This is a genomic window from Sphingobium sp. 15-1, assembly GCF_013375535.1.
In the GTDB taxonomy this organism is placed as follows: domain Bacteria; phylum Pseudomonadota; class Alphaproteobacteria; order Sphingomonadales; family Sphingomonadaceae; genus Sphingobium; species Sphingobium aromaticivastans.
Genome location: NZ_JABXJG010000001.1, coordinates 1,820,524 through 1,839,264, shown reverse-complemented (window position 1 = coordinate 1,839,264; position 18,741 = coordinate 1,820,524). Strand labels below are relative to the sequence as shown.

The window sequence follows — 18,741 nt, the reverse complement described above, 5'->3', positions numbered from 1 at the left end:
GTGAAGAGGCATGACCGGCGCGGCGATCCTTCAGCCGGGCCGGAAGGCGTCGCTCGCGACCAGGGTCAGGATGAAGCATGCCCCCGCGCTTGTCTCGGCCAGCTCGATCCGGCCGCCATGCGCTTCGACCAGAGATCGCGCGATGGAGAGGCCCATGCCGGTGCCGCCGCTGTCGCGCTTGTTGGTGAAGAAGGGTTCGAACAGCCGGTGGCGGTCGGCCTCCGCGATGCCGGCGCCATTGTCGGCAAAGGCCAGCATGAGCTGACCGTCCTTCAGCGACGCGCTGATCTGCAATCGGGTCGCGTCCGCCTGCCTGGCATTGTCGATGATCGTGGCCGCAATCGTCTCCAGCCCGACAGGAGCCATATGAACGTCGGGCAGGTGGTCCGGTCCATCCGTCCGGATGTCGAAGGCGGAACTCCGGTAGCCGTCCGCCAGCTTCGCCAGGATCGCGCCGACAGGGGCGCGTTCGCTGCCGTCGGGCACGCCCATGTCCGCCTTGGCCAGTTCCATCATCCGGTGCACCAACCGCGACAGGCGGGCGGCGTCGGCGGCGATATTGTTGAGGAACCGCCGCCGGTCGTCGTCGGACATGGTTTCGCCATGATCCTCCAGCAGCTCGATCGCGCCGCCGATGCTGGTGAGCGGCGTCTTGAATTCATGGCTGAGCGCGGCTGCAAAGTCCCGCAGATAGCGGGAACGGGTGGCGATGGCGTTGGCCATGGCTTCGAAATCGTCATAGAGGGCGCGGATTTCCACGACCTGAAGGGATGGCCGGTCCGGCATCGCCGCGCGTCCCGTGGCCATGGATCGGGTCGCCCGGCTGAGGCTTTCGACCGGCCTGACGATGGCGCGCGCGAGCACTGCCGAGAGGATGACCAGCATCCCGAAGATCAGGATGACGCCCAGCGCGATCTTGCCGCGATCCTCGTAAATGCCTTTGAACAGGCTGCGTGGTGATCTGGACAGCAGCACCGCGCCCATGATCCTGCCGTTGACGCGGATCGGACGGACATGGTGCAGGCGGATGCTGGACGCCCTGCTGAGCCATTCGAGCGGATAGATCGGACGATAGCTGGCGTTGCGGCGTAGCACCGTCGTCGGTTTTCCGCCAAGGGCCGCCGCCACTTCCGGAACCCGCGCCAGGGTGCCGCCGGCGCCATGGCCGTTCAGCACCACGCCGTTCCGGTCCAGCAACTGGATCGACGCGAGCGTGACCGCCTTCGTTTGCGCCAGGGCCGGTTCCATGGCGCGCATCACTTGTAGCGCCGCCCTGTCCGCCGCGATCTCCGCCGGTCTGGGCGCCCGGTCCGGCGCGGGTCTCTCCGGCAGGATGGCCGCGCTCTGGAGATCGACTTCGGTCGCGGGTTCCTGATAGGGGCCCATGACCGGCGCCGGGTTCGATCCCGCGCCCGGCCAGATGATCGCCGCGCTGGCGGCGAGGGCGGCGCCCTGGGCGATCAGCTCCGCCTCCGTGCGCCGCACCAGCGCATTTTCGTAGACGCGCAGGAACACCGCGCCAATGCCGGGCAGGGCAGCGACGAACAGCAATGTCCCGAAGATGATCGTGCGGAAGCGCAGGACCGGCCAGTGCCGCGCAACGAGCCGCTTGAAGGCGGCGGTCATGGCGCCGCGCCGGTGCAATTCCCCAGGCGATAACCCACGCCTGCGCGGGTTTCGACAATATCCGCGCAGCCGGCTTCAGCGAATTTGCGGCGCAGGTTGCGCACATGGCTGTCGATCGTCCGGTCGGTGATGGCGAAGCCGGGGCCGTGCAGGCGGTCGATGATCATGTCGCGCGAAAAGATGCGCGCCGGCATGGACACGAGCGTTCGCAGGATCGTGAATTCCGTGACCGTCAGGGAAACGGACGTGTCGCGCCACGTCGCTGTCCATGCGTCGGGATCGAGCATGAGTTCGCCATGCCGGAGCGTCACGGCCTTCTCCACGGCGGGAGGCTTGCCGGCGGTGCGGCGCAGGATCGCCATCGACCGGGCGACGACCTCGCGGGGGGAGAAGGGCTTGACCACATAGTCGTCCGCGCCCAGCTCGATGCCCAGCACGCGATCGATCTCGTCGTCGCGGGAGGACAGGAAGAAGATCGGAACGTCGCCTTGCGCGCGGAGGCGGCGGCACACCTCCAATCCATCCATCCGGGGCATGTTGATGTCGAGCACGACGAGATCGGGTTGCTGCGTCCGCACCGCGGCCAGGGCGGCTTCGCCATCGCCCGCCTCCACGGTGTCGAGGCCTGCCTTGCCGAAGGCGAAAACCAGAAGCTGGCGGATGTGGGGATCGTCATCGACGATGAGGATCGTGCGGGGCATGGGGCACATGATCATCGTTGCACCCTTTCTGTCAATGCAGGGGCTGGGGTGGAGGTTGGGGCGTCGACTGGCGCTGGGACTGGCGCGGGGACGGGCTGGGGCGGCAGGAGCATGGCCTGACAGTCCCGTTCGCCGGGCGTCAGCGGGACCGGCCTGACGGCCCTGAGCCTTTCCCGCGCCGCCGCCAGCCGCCGTTCGTTGCGCAGCGTCCATCCGCCATGGCGATCGGCGTCGATCATCTCCGCATGGATGGTCATGCGCACCCATTGCACGCGCTCCCGGAAGGGACGGGGCAGGGGACGGTTCTCCAGCTCGATAAGCGGAAGAAGGGCGGACGGACCCAGCCGGCGAAGATAGCAGAGGTCGAGCGCAGGCCCCTTGCCCGTGATCTCGCGGGTGTGCCGCACATTCCACCATGCCGCCGCTTCGCCCGCATCGAAAAAGCAGAAGAAGCCGAGCACCATGCCCGCCAGCAGCAGATTGGCGTTGATGAGCCAGGAGGCGCTTTTTTCCCGCAGCATGCGCCAGCAGATGAGCATGAGGCCGCACGCCACCAGCGCCATCCAGGCCAGCGCATGGATGCGCAGCGCGGTGAACATGCTGACGTCGATATAGTCGAGCGTGCGCTGGATGCTGGACGCCACCAGTATCACATTCTGCGCGATCCACAGGACGACCAGCCGCCGGATCGCCGGCACATGGGCGGTCGACGATCCGGGCCGCAGCGTGACGAGCACGAACAGTCCCGCAAGCAAGGCCGTGACGATGAGCGGATAGGCGCCGCGATGGACATACTCCGCCATGCTCATGCCCTGGGGCAGCGGCAGGGCGCGCGACAGATAGGCGATGTCGAGCATGTTCTCGACGGCGAAGAGCAGGTTGAAGAGAATGAGGGACAAGGTGACCGACGCGATGGAGACTCCCGCGATCGGCATGTCGCCGCTGCCGTCGAAGGTCGGGATCAGCCGCCGCGCCGCCCGCGCGCGCAACAGGCTCCAGCCCAGCGCGAAAGTCAGAAACCAGATGACCAGCCGCCCCGGCGGGAAGCTGGACAGGTCGGGCAGCGCGATCATCGCCAGCATGTTAGCGATGATCGGATTGGCGGTCGCGAAAAGGGCAAGGATGACCGCGCTTCCGCCAAGCGGCAGGGCCACGACCGGCAGGATGGTCCTGAGGCCAAGCCCGCCGCTCCGCGGCCTTCGCCACGCGCGCGCCAGACGGCGCGCGTCGATAAAGGGCGCGGCGGGCGAGCGCGCCGCATGCAGGAACAGCCGTTGGAACCACAGCCAGCCGTCGTCAAAAGGGACCGCGCCGCGCAGCAGCGCGGCCATGCTGACGGAGACCCAGAACAGCGTCCAGGCAAGCGGGCCGGGATCGAGGATCAGGGCGCCGCCAAAGACCAGCGCGGACAGGATGGCGAACCCGGCCTGCCGCTGGCGCGCCATGCCGGGCCGCCCCAGGATGAGGCAAAGCAGCACCGCCAGGGCGAAAAGGCCGATATGCCCGCCATGGAGCGCATGGCGGTAAAAGATCTGATCGCCCAGCATGGCGATCGCCAGCGCCAGGCAGAGCTTCCACCGGAAGCTTTTGAGGAAGGATGGGGGAAACATGCGGACACTCCCTGATTGCCTGTCCGCAATCGCATGAGCGCATGCAGCTTCGCCCATCGATCCGATGGTCTTGCCAAGGATTTGTCGTGCAGATCCCGTGCAGACGCGGCGCCGGTTCCTGGCGCGGGACGGGAAATTGGCGACCCCGACAGGATTCGAACCTGTGACCATTCGCTTAGAAGGCGAATGCTCTATCCAGCTGAGCTACGGGGCCGTCGGCGCGTTCGATAGCGGGCCTTCGCCCGGCTTGCAATCATGGGCGGCATTGCATTTGCGCGTCGGGCGGATATGCAGGGGCGCATGAGCGATGCGGGGATAAGGAAAATCGACGCCTATGCGCTGGGCGCGCGCCCATTGCGCTATTTCGATTTCTGCATGGCGGCCTTCGTCGCGATATTGCTGCTGTCCAACCTGATCGGCGCGGCCAAGCTGTCGACCGTGGGCGGCTTCACCTTCGGCGCGGGCATCCTCTTCTTTCCGCTGGGCTATGTGCTGGGCGACGTGCTGACCGAAGTCTATGGCTATGCGCGGGCGCGGCGCTGCGTCTGGGCGGGCTTTGGCGCGATGCTGTTCATGGCGCTGATGAGCTGGGTGGTCGTGAAGCTGCCCCCGGCGGAGGGCTGGCCCGACCAGCAGGCCTATGAGGCCGTGTTCGGCAGCACCTGGCGCATCGTCTTCGCCTCGGTCACCGCCTTCTGGGCGGGGGAGTTCGCCAACAGCTTCGTCCTCGCCAAGATGAAGCTGCTGACGGAGGGCAAGCATCTCTGGATGCGGACGATCGGTTCCACGGTGGTGGGGCAGGGGGTGGACAGCCTGCTTTTCTATCCGCTGGCTTTTTATGGCGACTGGACCAACGCGCAGGTGGCGACGGTGATGGTCACCAACTGGCTGATGAAGGTCACATGGGAAGCGGTGCTGACGCCCGTCACCTATGTCGTGGTCGGCCGCCTCAAGCGGGCCGAGGGGCTGGACGTGTTCGATGAGGGCACGAATTTCACGCCGTTCCGCGCCAGTCTCTAACGCATCGTGCTCCTGCGCAGGCAGGAGCCCAGTCCAGACGACTGAGCGGCAATCGAACGGTGGAACTGGGCTCCCGCCTGCGCAGGAGCACGATCACTCGCCGGGATAGCGCGCACTGACAAAATAAAGCCCGTCCGGCGGCGCGTTCAGCCCCAGCGCCGCCCGGTCCTTCGCGTCCCGCGCCGCCTCCATATCCCCGGCGGACCAGCGCCCCATGCCGACCATGGCGAGGCACCCCACCATCGACCGCACCTGATGATGCAGGAAGGACCGCGCCTGCGCATATATGGCGATGCGGTCGCCCGAACGCTCCACGTCCAGCCGGTCCAGCGTCTTCACCGGGCTTTCCGCCTGGCAATGGGCCGAGCGGAAGGTGGTGAAGTCATGCCGCCCGACCAGAAGCTGCGCCGCGTCCTGCATCGCGTCCCTGTCCAGCGGCTGGATCACCCGCCAGACCAGCCCATTTTCCCAGGTCAGCGGGGCGCGGCGGTTGGCGATGCGATACACATAGGACCGGCCGATGCAGGAAAAGCGGGCATGCCAGTCGTCCGGCACCGCCTCGCAGGCGAGGATCGCGACCGGATCGGGCCGAAGCCGGGCATTCAGCGCTTCCATCAGGCGGAAGGGCGTCATGTCCTTCGCAATGTCCGCATGGGCGCGCATGGCAAGGCCGTGGACGCCCGCGTCTGTGCGCCCGGCGGCGTGGATCACGGCCCGCTCGCCGGTCACGGCATGGATGGCATCCTCGATCGCCTGCTGGACGCTGGGGCCATGGGCCTGCCGCTGCCAGCCCATGAACGGACGGCCGTCAAATTCGACGGTGAAGGCGAACCGCGTCATGGGGCTCAGCCGTCGACCCGGCTACCCGCGGGCATGTCATAGCCGCGCAGCAATTCGCCCGCCGACATCGCCCCCTTGCCCGCGCGCTGGATCAGCGTCGGGCGGATCGCGCCATGGCCGCAGCCGATCAGCAGGCTGTTGTCGAGCAACTCTCCGGCCGGGCCTTCATTCTCCTCGACATGGGCGGCCAGGATGCGGAACCGTTCGCCGCGATATTCGAAGAAGGCGCCGGGGAAGGGGTTGAAGGCGCGCACCTGCCGTTCGATCTGATGGGCGTCACGGCCAAAGTCGATCCGCGACTCCGCCTTGTCGATCTTGGAGGCGTAGGTGACGCCCTCTTCCGGCTGGGGAACCGGCGGATGGAGCGAAAGGTTATCCAGCACCTCCACCATCAGCGCCGCGCCGGCTTCGGCCAGTTCCTGCGTCAGCGCGCCGGCCGTCTTGTCCTCGACGGGGGTGACATGCTTCGCCCGCATCGGCCCGGTGTCGAGCCCCGCCTCCATGTCCATGATGGTGACGCCAGTGACATTGTCGCCTGCCAATATGGCCCGCTGGATCGGCGCTGCGCCGCGCCAGCGGGGCAGCAGGGAGGCATGGATGTTCATGCAGCCGAAGCGGGGCGCGTCCAGAATCGGGCGCGGCAGGATCAGGCCATAGGCCGCGACCACCGCGACATCGGCGTTGAGCACGGCGAAGGCGGCCTGCACGTCCGCATCCTTCAGCGAAACCGGCGTGCGCGCGTCTATGCCCATTTCCTCCGCCTTGGCATGGACGGGGGAGGGACGCAGCGCCTTGCCCCGCCCGGCCGGACGGGGCGGCTGGCTGTAGACGGCGGCGATCTCATGCCCCGCCTTGGCCAGCGCGACCAGGGCCGGAACGGCGAAATCAGGAGTTCCCATATAGACGATACGCATGGCCGCACCTCAAACCCCTTGTGTCCATGACTTGCAAGCCCTTATTCCGGTTCCATGGCTTCTCCCGAGATCGAAGCGCTGACGCAGGCGCTCTCCCGCCTGCCCGGCCTTGGCCCGCGTTCGGCGCGGCGCGCTGTCCTGCACCTGCTCAAGAAGCGCGAATCCGCGCTGGAGCCGCTGCTGCGCGCATTGGACGCGGTGAACGACCGGCTGGTGACGTGCAGCCTATGCGGCAATGTCGATACCGTCGATCCCTGCGGCATATGCGCCGATCCGCGCCGCGATGCGCGGGCGCTCTGCGTCGTGGAGGATGTGGCGGACCTGTGGGCGTTGGACAAGTCGCGGCTGTTCCCCGGTCGCTTCCATGTGCTGGGCGGGCGCCTTTCCGCGCTGGAAGGGGTGCGGCCGGAGGATCTTTCCATCGACGCGCTGGTGGCCCGGGTCGAGGCGGGCGGCATCGATGAGGTGGTGCTGGCGATGAACGCTACGCTGGAGGGGCAGACGACCGCCCATTATCTGGCGGAGCGGCTGGAGCGCTTTCCCGTGCGCCTCACCCAATTGGCCCATGGCGTGCCGGTGGGCGGGGAGCTGGACTATCTGGACGAAGGCACGCTGGCGCAGGCTTTGCGGGCGCGGCGTCCGCTTGGCTGACTCGGGTCCTTGGCCGAATTTGGCGGTCGCTTGAATTTTCCCGGCCGCCGGATTATTTTAGCGCCATGGCCATTCTACCGATCCTGGAGGCGCCCGATCCGCGCCTGCGTACCATCTCGTCTCCGGTGGAGGCGATCGACGACGATTTGCAGCGTCTGATCGACGATATGTTGGAGACCATGTATGACGCGCCGGGCATCGGCCTGGCCGCGATCCAGGTCGGCGTGCCCAAGCGCATTCTGGTGATCGACCTGCAGGAACCCGAATCGGACGAGGAAGGCGCGCCCCCGGTCAAGAAGCCGATGGTGTTCATCAATCCCGAGATTCTTGAAGGATCGGAGGATCTGTCGATCTATAATGAGGGCTGCCTGTCGGTCCCCGACCAGTTTGCCGAGGTGGAACGGCCCGCAAGCATCCGGGCGAGCTGGATGGACCGCGACGGCCGGATTCATGAGGAACGGCTGGAGGGATTGCTTGCCACCTGCCTCCAGCATGAGATGGACCATTTGCAGGGCGTACTGTTCATCGACCATCTCTCGCGCCTGAAGCGGGACATGCTGATGAAGAAGCTGACCAAGGCGCGCAAGGCGGCCTGAGGCTGGCGAGAGGTCGAAAAACAGAAGCGCCCCGGCTGGAAGGCCGGGGCGCTTTGGCTTTGATGGCTGCTTTTGGCCATTAGCTGCCGTTAAACACGCCGTGCTCCTGCCTGCGCAGGAGCACGGCGTGTTTAACCAACCAAAGCCCACAACCGTCAACCACCCCCGCTTCCCCTCTTCCCCGCAAAGGTCTAAAGGCGGCGGCATGAACGAAGCCGTCCCCCCGGCCGCGCCAGGCGAGCCCCAATCCCAAAGCTGGAAAGTCACCCTGCCCTGCACTCGCGCCGAGGCGGAAGCGCTGGACGGCGACATCGCCGCCTTCGCCCTGATGGACCGTCCGCCCGTGCTGATGACCAGCGAGGCGGAACCCGCCGAAGGCGGCGGCGAGCAAAGCTGGCGCCTCGACGCCTATTTCGAGGGTCAGCCCAGCCCCGCCGCGATCCGGCTGCTCCGCTCGCTGGTCCCCAGCGCCGCCGGGGTCAAGCCCCAGGTCGAACAGCTTCCGGACGAAGATTGGGTGACGTTGAGCCAGCGCGGCCTGGAGCCTGTCACGGCAGGCCGCTTCCACGTCCGCAACCTCGCCGCCGATCCGGAAGCCCCCGGCCACGTCAATTTCCTGATCGAAGCGAGCCGCGCCTTCGGCACCGGCCAACATGAAACCACGGCGGGCTGCCTGATCATGCTCGACCGGATGCGCCGCGTCGGCATGCGATTCGGCAATGTCGCGGACGTCGGCACCGGCACCGGCCTGCTTGCCTTCGCCGCGCTGCACCTGTGGCCAAGGGCCTATGCGACGGCATCGGACATCGATCCGGTCGCGGTGGAGATCAGCGCGGCCAACGCCGCCGCAAACGGCATTGCGCCCGGCAAGGGCCAGGGCCAGCTTGCCCTCTATACGGCGGCTGGCGTGGACCACCCCGCCATCGCCACCCGCGCGCCCTATGACCTTCTGATCGCCAATATATTGGCCGGCCCGCTGATCGAACTCGCCCCGTCGCTTTGCGCGCTGGTGGAGGAAGGCGGCACCATCGTGCTGGCGGGCTTGCTCAAGGGGCAGGCCGAAGCGGTGCTCGCCGCCTATCGGGCCCAGGGCATGCGCTTGGCCGAACGCGCCGACCGGGGCGACTGGCCGACGCTCCGCCTGCGCAAACGCCCCCGGATAGGCTGGAAACGCCCCACCCGCATCGACGGCAACGCGCGCGGCGAAGCTCCGGGTTACGGCAGCCTTTGATATTTGGCGAGATTTGGAATGAGCGATCTTGATCAGTGGCTGTCGTAAGCTGCCCTCGCCACAGCCGTCATGCTGAACTTGTTTCAGCATGACGAATGAGGGATAGGCCAGCTTACGACAGCCACTCTCGCTTCTGAAAACCCCTTCCTCCCTCAATCCCGCTTCAATATGCTCATCGCCAGCACCGTCATGGCTTCGCTCGCCGTGGCGATGACCTTGTCGGCCTGAGGCGCCCAGAAGGGGCTGTGCAGCGAGGGCAGGCTGATCTCGCCCGCCGCCGCCTTCGCCATCTGCTCGGCAGGCACGCCGCCGACCCAGAAGATGAAGCTCTCGATGCTCTTGTCGGCGCGATAATAGCGGCCGAAATCCTCCCCCGCCATGGACGGCCTGGTCTCGCTGACCGTGCCCGCGGGGAAATGCGCCTTCAGCGCCTCCGCCATCTGGCTGGCGAAGGCGGGGGGGTTATAGGTGGAGGGCGTGAATTCATCCTTCACCGAAACCACCGGCATCCTGTCGTCGGGAAGGCCCGCCGCAATCGCCTCGCCCCGGGCAATGCGCTCTATGCCCCGGATCAGCTTTGCCCGCGTCTCGTCCGAATAGCTGCGCACGGTCAGCAGCAGCTTCGCGTCGTCGGGGATGACATTATGCTTGGCGCCGCCGATGAAGCTGCCGACCGTCACCACGGCGGGATCGAACGGGTCCTGTTCCCGGCTGACCAGCGTCTGCAGCGAGGTCACGATCCGCGCGCCCAGCACGATGGGATCGCGCGTCGTCTGCGGATAGGCGCCATGGCCGCCCGTGCCCCGCACCAGCAGGTCGACGCTGTCCACATTGGCGAGCGCGAAGCCGGGCGTATAGCCGATCTTCCCCGCCTCCAGATTGGCCGCGTCGTGGAAGGCGATGGCGTGGGTAGGGCGCGGAAAGCGCGTATAGAGCCCGTCCTCCAGCATCAGCCGGGCGCCGCGTCCCACTTCCTCGGCGGGCTGGAGGATCATCACCAGCGTGCCCTTCCACTTGTCCTTCATCGACGAAAGCAGCCGCGCCGTTTCGATGAAGGCGGTCATATGCGTGTCATGGCCGCAGGCGTGCATGACGCCGGTTTCGGCGCCGTCGGCGGTCTTGGCCTTGGCTTTTGAAGCGAACTCCAGTCCCGTCTGCTCGGTGACGGGCAGGCCGTCCATGTCGGCGCGGATCAGCAGCACCGGGCCGGACCCGTTCTTCAGCACGGCGACGACGCCCGTGCCGCCGACCTTTTCGGTGACGTCGAATTTCATGGCCTTCAGACGGCGGGCGAGTTTCGCGGCGGTCGCGGTCTCCTGCTCCGACAGTTCGGGATTGGCGTGCAGGTCGCGGTAGAGCGTCATGAGGCCGTCCATGTCCTTCGCGATGGTCGTCGCGATCACATTGGGCGGTGGAGCGGCTGGGGGCGGCGGCGCGGCCGGCGCCATGGGAGCAGCCGGAGAGCCGGGAAACTGCGCATGGGCAATGGACGAAAGGCTGGCGGCGGCCATGATGGCCGTCAACGCATGACGCATCTATCAGTCTCCGTAGATGGGGGCGGGAGCATAAGGGGAATGCGCCGGGGTTTGAAGAGGAGTGGAACTGATTTGGGTGGAGAGCGGACAGTCTGTTTGCGCCGTTTCCTGGAAACGCAACGTGCTCCTGCCTGCGCAGGAGCACGGCGCGCTCAATGGCAGAGAATGGCCGCTTTCCGCTGACGCCTATTGCGCCGTCCAGCCGCCATCAATGCTCATGTTCGCCCCAGTAATGTTCGCCGCCGCATCGCTGCACAGATAGAGGGCCATCGCCGCCACCTGCTCCACGGTCACGAACTGCTTGGTCGGCTGCCCGGCGAGCAGCACGTCGTTCATCACCTGCTCCCGCGTCATGCCGCGCGCCTTCATCGTGTCGGGAATCTGGTTCTCCACCAGCGGCGTCCAGACATAGCCCGGCGAAATGCAGTTGGCCGTGATGCCGAAGGTCGCCAGTTCCAGCGCCAGCGTCTTGGTAAGGCCCGCCAGCCCATGCTTCGCCGTCACATAAGCGCTCTTGAAGGGCGAGGCGGTCAGCGAATGGGCCGAAGCCGTCTGGATGATCCGGCCCCATTTCTTCTGCTTCATATAAGGAATGGCGAGGCGCGACGTGTGGAAGGCGCTGTTCAGGTTCAGCGCGATGATCAGGTTCCACTTGTCGACCGGGAAATCCTCGACCGGCGCGACATGCTGCATCCCGGCATTGTTGATGAGGATGTCGACGCCGCCAAAGGCATCCGCCGCCTCCTTCATCATCGCCTCGATCTGGTCGGTGCTGGTGAGGTCATGGCCGCTGTAGAGCGCCTTGGCGCCGCTCAAAGCCTCCAGTCCGACTCGCTCCTTCTCGACCGCGTCCGCGTCGCCAAAGCCGTTGATGACGACATTGGCGCCTTCCCCGGCCAGCGCCTTGGCATAGGCCAGGCCGATGCCGGAGGTCGATCCGGTGATGAGGGCGGTCTTTCCGGCCAAAGATTTACCGGAATCCGATTGGCTCATGCCTGCTTCTCCTTGAGATGGTCGGGGGCGTCGAGGTCGAAGGTGGAGCTTTTCCCGTTGACGATGTTGCGGGCGATAAGGTCGCCCTTGTGCATCACTTCCTCCACCGCGTCGCGGCCCTGAGACCAGTGATCCAGCATGGTGGAGCGGGAAAATTCGAAATCGCGCGCGCCGCTTTCCCAGGCGCGGCTGCGGTAGATCAGGTGGACGATATTGACCGAACCCACGTCCAGCAACTGGCGCAGCCGCTGGGCGTCGGCATCGTCCTGCATTTCGGGCGGCAGCTTGTCGAGCAGGGCGCGGATCGCCTTATGCTCCTTGCGCAGCCGCAGATACTGGTCCGTCACTTGCCGGGTGCGGCTGGAATATTGAATGTCCTTGGTGCGGGAATAGACGTCGGTCATCTGCCGGGGGAACGGCCCCTCGGCGGGGAAAAGGTCGACCTGGAACACCAGCATGTCGTCGGTCTGATGATCCAGCACATGGGCGAGCGGGGTGTTGGACACGATGCCCCCGTCCCAATACCAACGCCCGTCGATCTCGACCGGCGGCAGGCCGGGGGGCAGGGCGCCCGACGCCATGATGTGCCGGGCGTCGATCCGGGTGTTGCCGCCGGGTCCGCGCGTGTCCCAATAGGCGAAATTCCCGCTTTCCACGTCCACCGCGCCCACCGACAGCCGCACCGGCCCGTCGTTCAGCAGATCCCAGTCGACGCAGGCGTCCAGCGTGTCCTTCAGCGGCGCGCTGTCGTAGAAACTGATCGCGCCCGGCGTGCCTTCCGGCATCAGCGGCGCGGGCCACAGGCGCGGGCGGAACATGCCCGGCACGCCGAAGGTCGCGACCGTGCCCGCCGCCATCAGATGGGCGGCTTCGCGGATATGATCGATTTCCGGCAGCACGACATTGGGCATGCCGCCCGATACGGTCAGCCAGAATTTCTTGAGCTTGCCGAGCCGCTTGTGCGGCGGATTGCCGGCGATGATGGCGGCGTTGACCGCGCCGATCGAAATGCCAGCGACCCAGCTTATGTCGACCCCCAGCTCATCGAGTCGCTGATACACGCCCGCCTGGAAGGAGCCGAGCGCGCCGCCGCCCTGCAACAACAGGGCGACCTCACGGGGGAGGGGCAGCGGCATATTGGCGCGGTGGCGCGGCTGGGGTTCGATATCGGCCATGACGCAGCGCAATATAGAATTCTCTTTCGGCATTCCAACTGAATGTCGCGTTACAATCTGTTCATTGGATCGTTCAAAGCGGGACCGTTCCCACCGGCTGCGGAATGGATTAGGCAAGGCGAGGAAAGAGAGGGACGAGATGCGGCTCGACGACGAACGGGAAAGCTCCAATTTCGAAGTTCAGGACGGCCGCGGCGGCGGGATCGGGGGCGGCCTGGGCGGTGGCCTGGGCTTGTTGCTGCCGCTGATCGGCAGCCGCTTCGGCTGCGGCGGGATCGTCGTGGTGCTGATCGTCCTGGCGGTGATGGGCGTCAATCCCCTCAGCCTGATGAGCGGCGGCGGCCAGATGCCGCAAGGCGGAGAGGTGAGTCGCGACGCGTCGAAGCTCAGCGACATCCAGCATTGGTCGCTCAAGGTGCTGGGATCGACCGAGCGGGTCTGGGGGCAGGCCTTCCAGCAGGCGGGTCAGCAATATCAGCCGACCGTCCTGTCCTTCTATTCGCAGAGTGGGTCATCGGGCTGCGGCGCGGCGCAAAGCGCGATGGGCCCCTTCTACTGCCCGAACGACAAGAAGGTCTATCTGGACACGGATTTCTTCACCGAACTGCGCCAGCGCTTCGGCGCGCCGGGCGATTTCGCCCAAGCCTATGTGATCGCGCATGAGGTCGGCCATCATGTGCAGGATCTGGAGGGCACTTTGGGCCAGGTGAACCAGCGCCAGCGCGCCGTCAGCGAGGAAGAGGGCAATGCTTTGCAGGTGCGGGTGGAGTTGCAGGCGGACTGCTATGCGGGCGTCTGGGCCAAGCGCACCGGCCTGATGGAGCCGGGCGATCTGGAGGAAGGGATGAAGGCCGCGCAGGCGATCGGTGACGACACGCTGCAAAAGGCGGCCGGACGGCGGCCCGTGCCGGAGAGCTTCACCCACGGCACCAGCGAGGAGCGGATGAGTTGGCTGCGCAAGGGGCTGGACCGCGGCGATCCCGCCCAGTGCGACACGTTCAAGGGGGCGTGACGTCCCCTAATCGGGGCGCTTCGTCTGGCGGCGGCGCGTTCTCGACCGGAGGCTGCGGCAATGCAGCAGCTTCAGGCAGGCCCGCACCTGGCGCGAGGAAGGGCTTTCCGGCGTCCGGCATGGGCTGGCCGAAGGCGGCGATCCCGGCAGCGGGATCGCTGACCGGGGGCGAAGGCGGGGCCGGTTGGACTGGAGGCGCTACAATCGGCGCCGCAGGCGCGGGCGCAGCCGTCTCATTCGCCGCAGGGACGAAGCTCTGCGCTGTCAGCACGATTATCGGCGCGGCGATCAAGGTCACGGCGGCAAAGGCCTTGTAGATCATAGGGCGCATCCGTTCATGATCGCGCCATCATAGGTGCGGAGCGTAAACAAAATGCTGCCGTTCAGTGTGGAAGGCGGACGTTAAGATCATCGTCACCCCGGGCTTGACCCGGGGTCCCGCTGTCTTGGTCTAGGCGCGCACTCAAGAAGAAAAGCGGGACCCCGGGTCAAGCCCGGGGCGACGGAGAACTCATGTCCGCCACTGGCCAAAACCAGCCCAATCTCTAAAATCCTAATGCCGATCCAGCTTTGCCAGCAGGTCCAGCATGTCGTCCGGCACCGATTCCCGCCCGGCGCGGAAGGTGGAACGCAGCGCATTGCCGATGCCCTCATAGGGCTGCGGCACGCCGATATTCAGGACGCGGCGGATCGCGCCATCCTGTATCTTTGCCGACCGGCTAAGGGGTTTACGTTGCATTTCCATGTTCAAACAACTGTCAAGGCACGTAAAAGTTTCTGGCATTCGTCGCAAACGCACGCAATATCGGCTCCATTATGGGAGAGTCAGGGTGACGGACGGTTCGGCGGTTGCGGCGAGGATGCGGGCGCATTCGCCTTTTCTGGCGCGGCAGATGGATCGGTTTCCGGACGTGGCCGGCCTGGTGGAAAACGGGGACTTCGAAGGCGCCTGGACAGCCGCGCAGCAAGTCGCCGCGCCCGACGACGGCATCGCCCGCTCGTTGAGGCGCAGGCGCGGCGCGGTGGCGCTGGTGACGGCGGCGGCGGACCTTGCGGGCGCATGGGGATTGGACCGGGTGACGCGCACCCTGTCCGACTTTTCCGACCAGGCACTGGAGGAGGCGCTCGCCGCCGCCATGGCGGAGCGCTATCCCGATGCGGAGAACCGGGGTTTCGTGGTTTTGGCGCTCGGCAAACATGGTAGCCGGGAACTGAATTATTCCTCCGATATCGATCCAATCCTGCTCTACGATCCCAAGACGCTGCCCCATGGCGAACGGGAGGACCCGGCCGACGCGGCGGTCCGGATCGGACGGCGGGTCAGCGAATTGCTGAACGCCCGCGACGGCGACGGCTATGTGTTCCGGGTGGACCTGCGCCTGCGGCCATCCCCGGAGGCGACTCCCATCGCCCTGCCGGTGGAGGCGGCGATCGGCTATTATGAATCGACCGCGCTTGGCTGGGAGCAGGCGGCGTTCATCCGCGCACGGCCTGCGGCGGGCGACATCGCGCTGGGCGACTATTTCATGCACGCGATCCGGCCCTTTGTCTGGCGGCGGAGCCTGGATTTCGGCGCGATCGACGCGATCACCGACATTAGCCGCCGCATCCGCGACCATTATTCGCAAGGGCAGGCCTTTGGGCCGGGCTATGACCTGAAACGCGGGCGCGGCGGCATCCGCGAAGTCGAATTCTTCGCCCAGGTGCATCAGCTCATCCATGGCGGGCGCGATCCTTCGCTGCGCTCCGGCAATACGCGGGAGGCGCTGCGGGCGCTGGCGGCGGCCGGGGTGTTCGAACCCGAAGTCGCGGCGAAGCTGGACGATGCCTATGTCCTCTTCCGCACCGTCGAGCATCGCTTGCAGATGGTGGAGGACCGCCAGACCCATGAGCTGCCCAAATCGGTTGAGGCGATGGACAATGTCGCGCGCCTCCACGGCCTGGCGGACGGCGCGGCGCTGCTCGACCTGCTGCGCCCGCAGGTGCAGTGGGTGGGCGGCAATTACGACCGCCTTACCCCGGCGGCGGCCGAGGAATCCCTGTCCCATGACGAGGACCGGCTGAGGGCGCAGCTTTCCGGCCTGGGTTTTGCCGATCCGGAAACGCCGCTGGCGCGCATTGCCCGATGGCGATCGGGCACGATCCGGGCGCTGCGCAGCGGCCCCTCGCGGGAGGCGTTGGAGGAATTGCTGCCGGGCCTGATGCGCACGCTGGCCGCCGCGCCCGATCCGGCGCGGGCGCTCAACCGGCTGGACGACCTGATCGGGCGGCTGCCGAGCGCGATCAACTTCTTCAAGCTGCTGGCGGCCCGCCCCGGCCTTGCGGAATTGCTGGTCGAACTGCTCAGCCATGCGCCGACGCTGGCCGATGCGCTGGGGCGGCGGGCGGAGCTGCTGGACGGCCTGATCGACACCTCCGCCTTCGATCCGCCGCCCTCCGTCGCGATATTGGCCGAACAGTTCGCCCGGCTGGAGGAGGGCGAGGATTATCAGGCCCTGCTCGACCGCGTGCGCCAGCGGGTGAACGACCGCCGCTTCGCCCTGGGCGCGCAGATCATCCGCGGCGGCGATCCGCTGGCGGCGGGGCGGGGCTATTCCCGCGTGGCCGAAGCCGCGATCGAGGCGCTGAGCGCCGCCACCGTCGCGGAATTCGAGCGTACTCATGGGAAAGTGCCCGGCGGCGAGATGGTGATATTGGCGCTGGGCAGGCTGGGCGGAGGGGTGCTGACCCATGCGTCGGACCTCGACCTCGTCTATCTCTTCACCGGCAGCTTCGAAACCGAATCCGACGGCGCCAAGCCTTTGGGCGCGACGCAATATTTCAACCGCCTCGGCCAGCGGATCACCAACGCGCTTTCGGTGCAGACGGCGGCGGGGCCGCTGTACGAGGTCGACACGCGCCTCAGGCCCTCTGGCGCGCAAGGCCTGCTGGCGGTCAGCCTCGACAGCTTCGCCCGCTACCAGCGGGAGGAGGCCTGGACCTGGGAGCATCTTGCGCTCACCCGCGCCAGGCCTGTCTTCGGCTCCGATGCGGCGCGGGCCGCGCTGGGCGCGATCCTGACTGGAACGCTGGGGCGGCCCCGCGATTTCGACGAACTGGCGCGCCATGCGGTGAAGATGCGCGGCGACATCGGGAAGCATAAGCCGCCGGCCAGCGATCTCGACGTCAAGCTGGTGCCCGGCGGTCTCGTCGACCTGGAATTTCTGATCCACGTCACCCAGTTCCGCCACAATATGGCGTTCGACCCTGACCTGCGCGCCGCGCTGGAGCAGTTGGTCGCGGCGGGCCATCTACCGGGCGAGTTGATCTCCGCCCACGACCTCATCACGCGCTTTCTGGTCGTTTCCCGCCTCGTTTCGCCCAAATCGACCGAGCCGCCCGAAGCCACCCGCCCGCTGGTGGCCCGCGCCTGCGGCGTCGAAAGCTGGGACGCCCTGCTTGAAAGCTACGCGCAGGCCCGGCAAAGGGTCGGTGACGCGTGGGCGGCGCTGGCCGCGCCCTTCAAGGAGGAATGACGATGCTGGACGTGGGCGATGCCGTGCCGGAACTGGGCCTGAAGGACGCGGACGGGGCCGATTTCACCCTGGCGCGCTATCGGGGCAAGCCGCTGGTCGTCTATTTCTACCCCAAGGCGGACACGCCCGGCTGCACCAATGAAGCGAAGGATTTCACCGCGCTTTCCGCCGATTTTGCAGCATTGGGCGTGCCGGTGGTCGGCATATCCAAGGACAAGCCCGCCAGGCTCAAGAAATTCGCGGATAAATATGGCCTGACCGTCACGCTCGCCTCCGACGAACCGGGCGACATGTGCGAAGCCTTCGGCACCTGGGTCGAGAAGTCGCTCTACGGCCGCAAATATATGGGGATCGAACGGGCGACCTTCCTGGTCGGCGCGGACGGCAAGATCCTGCGCGTCTGGCCGAAGGTGAAGGTCAAGGGCCATGCCGCCGAGGTGCTGGAGGCCGGACAAGCCCTTTGACCCTGCCGGTTTCCCTCGACAGCGTGGGCGCGGCCTGCGCCCATGTGCTATTGACGCCCGATCCGCTGGCCAAGCTGATGGCGGCGCGGGCGGTGGCGCGGAACTGGCGGCTGGGGCGGCTGGCGCATCGCTTCGACGTCGCCATGCCGGATCGCCCGGCGCGCCCGGAAAAGCCCGAACTGCTGCCGCCCAACCGGATGCCCAAGCGCGGCAAGATCGGCTCGGAGCGGGCGCGGATCGCGATGCTGCACGCGCTTGCCCATATCGAATTCGTCGCGATCGACCTCGCCTTCGACCTGATCGGGCGCTTCGGCGGGGAGTTTCCGCCGGAATTTACCGACGAGTGGATGCGCGTCGGCGCCGACGAAGCGATGCATTTCGCGCTGCTCGACCGCAGACTGCGCCAGTTCGGCAGCTTCTACGGCGCTTTGCCCGCTCATGACGGGCTTTGGCAGGCGGCCAGCGAAACGGCGCATGATGCGCTCGCCCGCCTCGCCATCGTGCCGATGGTGCTGGAGGCCCGCGCCCTCGACATCACGCCCGCCACCATAGAGCGGTTCGAAGGGGCGGGGGACGAAGCGTCGGCGCGCATGTTGCGCCGCATTATGACAGATGAGATTCGGCATGTCGCGGCCGGGACGACATGGTTCGGCCATGCGACGAAACGACTGGGCGTGGACCCGGCCAATCATTACCAAATCCTTGTGAAACGCCACTTTAGGGGCGCGTTGAAGCCTCCGTTCAACGACTCGGCGCGCCGACAAGCCGGTTTAGCGCGGGAATTTTACACGCCGCTTGCACAATAAGGCGGGACATGTCCTCTTTGTTCCAGCGGGTGGCGGCATCAGCCGCATTTTG

Annotated in this window: 18 protein-coding genes and 1 tRNA gene; 8 read left to right on the top strand and 11 right to left on the bottom strand. The window is 66.6% G+C overall.

Annotated features, from left to right (window positions below; translation table 11 throughout):
* Positions 1-30 precede the first annotated feature (30 nt).
* The 4 genes from HUK72_RS08645 to HUK72_RS08630 all read right to left on the bottom strand — a co-directional run bounded on the left by HUK72_RS08645 (position 31) and on the right by HUK72_RS08630 (position 4,151).
* Positions 31-1,626, bottom strand: coding sequence for a HAMP domain-containing sensor histidine kinase (locus HUK72_RS08645; protein ID WP_176596426.1), 1,596 nt, complete (start codon positions 1,624-1,626; stop codon positions 31-33).
* Positions 1,623-2,327, bottom strand: a complete 705-nt coding sequence (locus HUK72_RS08640) for a response regulator transcription factor (RefSeq protein WP_218035936.1) — start codon at positions 2,325-2,327, stop codon at positions 1,623-1,625. Before HUK72_RS08640 ends, HUK72_RS08645 begins: the two co-directional genes overlap by 4 nt.
* 11 nt (positions 2,328-2,338) lie before the next feature.
* Positions 2,339-3,937, bottom strand: a complete 1,599-nt coding sequence (locus HUK72_RS08635) for a DUF4173 domain-containing protein (protein ID WP_176596425.1) — start codon at positions 3,935-3,937, stop codon at positions 2,339-2,341.
* A 137-nt stretch (positions 3,938-4,074) separates the two neighbouring features.
* Positions 4,075-4,151: transfer RNA gene (locus tag HUK72_RS08630), tRNA-Arg, on the bottom strand.
* Between the two features lie 86 nt (positions 4,152-4,237).
* Between HUK72_RS08630 and HUK72_RS08625 the strand changes: the two genes are divergently transcribed.
* The gene (locus HUK72_RS08625) at positions 4,238-4,957 is read left to right on the top strand and encodes a queuosine precursor transporter (RefSeq protein ID WP_176597796.1); all 720 of its coding nucleotides are present in this window, start codon (positions 4,238-4,240) and stop codon (positions 4,955-4,957) included.
* A gap of 93 nt (positions 4,958-5,050) precedes the next feature.
* Here the strand turns inward: HUK72_RS08625 and truA are convergent, their stop codons facing one another.
* Positions 5,051-5,797 carry a tRNA pseudouridine(38-40) synthase TruA gene (gene truA, locus HUK72_RS08620; RefSeq protein ID WP_176596424.1) on the bottom strand — a complete coding sequence of 249 codons (747 nt, stop codon included), beginning with the start codon at positions 5,795-5,797 and terminating at the stop codon, positions 5,051-5,053.
* 5 nt (positions 5,798-5,802) lie between these two features.
* A complete protein-coding gene (gene fmt / locus HUK72_RS08615) occupies positions 5,803-6,711 on the bottom strand; it encodes a methionyl-tRNA formyltransferase (protein WP_176596423.1) in 909 nt (302 codons plus the stop codon).
* A gap of 54 nt (positions 6,712-6,765) precedes the next feature.
* On the opposite strand from fmt, the gene recR reads away from it, so the two are divergent.
* The 3 genes from recR to HUK72_RS08600 all read left to right on the top strand — a co-directional run bounded on the left by recR (position 6,766) and on the right by HUK72_RS08600 (position 9,189).
* Complete coding sequence (recR, locus tag HUK72_RS08610) at positions 6,766-7,362, top strand: recombination mediator RecR (protein WP_176596422.1); 597 nt, start codon at positions 6,766-6,768, stop codon at positions 7,360-7,362.
* A gap of 65 nt (positions 7,363-7,427) precedes the next feature.
* On the top strand, positions 7,428-7,958 hold the full coding sequence (def, locus tag HUK72_RS08605; protein WP_176596421.1) for a peptide deformylase: 531 nt from the start codon (positions 7,428-7,430) through the stop codon (positions 7,956-7,958).
* 205 nt (positions 7,959-8,163) lie between these two features.
* Positions 8,164-9,189: a 50S ribosomal protein L11 methyltransferase gene (locus HUK72_RS08600; protein WP_176596420.1), complete on the top strand. Its 1,026-nt coding sequence runs from the start codon at positions 8,164-8,166 to the stop codon at positions 9,187-9,189.
* A gap of 152 nt (positions 9,190-9,341) precedes the next feature.
* On the opposite strand, the gene HUK72_RS08595 is transcribed toward HUK72_RS08600, so the two are convergent.
* From HUK72_RS08595 to HUK72_RS08585, 3 genes are all read right to left on the bottom strand, one after another.
* The gene (locus tag HUK72_RS08595) at positions 9,342-10,724 is read right to left on the bottom strand and encodes an amidohydrolase (protein WP_176596419.1); all 1,383 of its coding nucleotides are present in this window, start codon (positions 10,722-10,724) and stop codon (positions 9,342-9,344) included.
* A gap of 186 nt (positions 10,725-10,910) precedes the next feature.
* Entirely contained in the window at positions 10,911-11,717 is an 807-nt protein-coding gene (locus HUK72_RS08590) for a 3-hydroxybutyrate dehydrogenase (protein ID WP_176596418.1), read from the bottom strand.
* Positions 11,714-12,892: a patatin-like phospholipase family protein gene (locus HUK72_RS08585; protein WP_176596417.1), complete on the bottom strand. Its 1,179-nt coding sequence runs from the start codon at positions 12,890-12,892 to the stop codon at positions 11,714-11,716. The genes HUK72_RS08590 and HUK72_RS08585 overlap by 4 nt, the downstream gene beginning before the upstream one ends.
* A 139-nt stretch (positions 12,893-13,031) precedes the next feature.
* Between HUK72_RS08585 and HUK72_RS08580 the strand changes: the two genes are divergently transcribed.
* Positions 13,032-13,904 (top strand): neutral zinc metallopeptidase, encoded by an 873-nt coding sequence (locus HUK72_RS08580; RefSeq protein ID WP_176596416.1) that lies wholly within the window; start codon positions 13,032-13,034, stop codon positions 13,902-13,904.
* Here HUK72_RS08580 and HUK72_RS08575 read toward each other — a convergent pair.
* The gene (locus HUK72_RS08575; RefSeq protein ID WP_176596415.1) at positions 13,891-14,226 is read right to left on the bottom strand and encodes a hypothetical protein; all 336 of its coding nucleotides are present in this window, start codon (positions 14,224-14,226) and stop codon (positions 13,891-13,893) included. The genes HUK72_RS08580 and HUK72_RS08575 overlap by 14 nt on opposite strands.
* Positions 14,227-14,457: 231 nt before the next feature.
* Entirely contained in the window at positions 14,458-14,649 is a 192-nt protein-coding gene (locus HUK72_RS08570) for a hypothetical protein (protein WP_176596414.1), read from the bottom strand.
* Positions 14,650-14,764: 115 nt separating this feature from the next.
* On the opposite strand from HUK72_RS08570, the gene HUK72_RS08565 reads away from it, so the two are divergent.
* From HUK72_RS08565 to HUK72_RS08555, 3 genes are read left to right on the top strand one after another with little or no spacing between them, the layout of a single operon-like run.
* Positions 14,765-17,419 carry a bifunctional [glutamine synthetase] adenylyltransferase/[glutamine synthetase]-adenylyl-L-tyrosine phosphorylase gene (locus HUK72_RS08565; RefSeq protein ID WP_218036060.1) on the top strand — a complete coding sequence of 885 codons (2,655 nt, stop codon included), beginning with the start codon at positions 14,765-14,767 and terminating at the stop codon, positions 17,417-17,419.
* Between the two features lie 2 nt (positions 17,420-17,421).
* The gene (gene bcp / locus HUK72_RS08560) at positions 17,422-17,883 is read left to right on the top strand and encodes a thioredoxin-dependent thiol peroxidase (RefSeq protein WP_176596412.1); all 462 of its coding nucleotides are present in this window, start codon (positions 17,422-17,424) and stop codon (positions 17,881-17,883) included.
* The gene (locus HUK72_RS08555; RefSeq protein WP_176596411.1) at positions 17,880-18,689 is read left to right on the top strand and encodes a ferritin-like domain-containing protein; all 810 of its coding nucleotides are present in this window, start codon (positions 17,880-17,882) and stop codon (positions 18,687-18,689) included. Before bcp ends, HUK72_RS08555 begins: the two co-directional genes overlap by 4 nt.
* Positions 18,690-18,741: the final 52 nt, after the last annotated feature.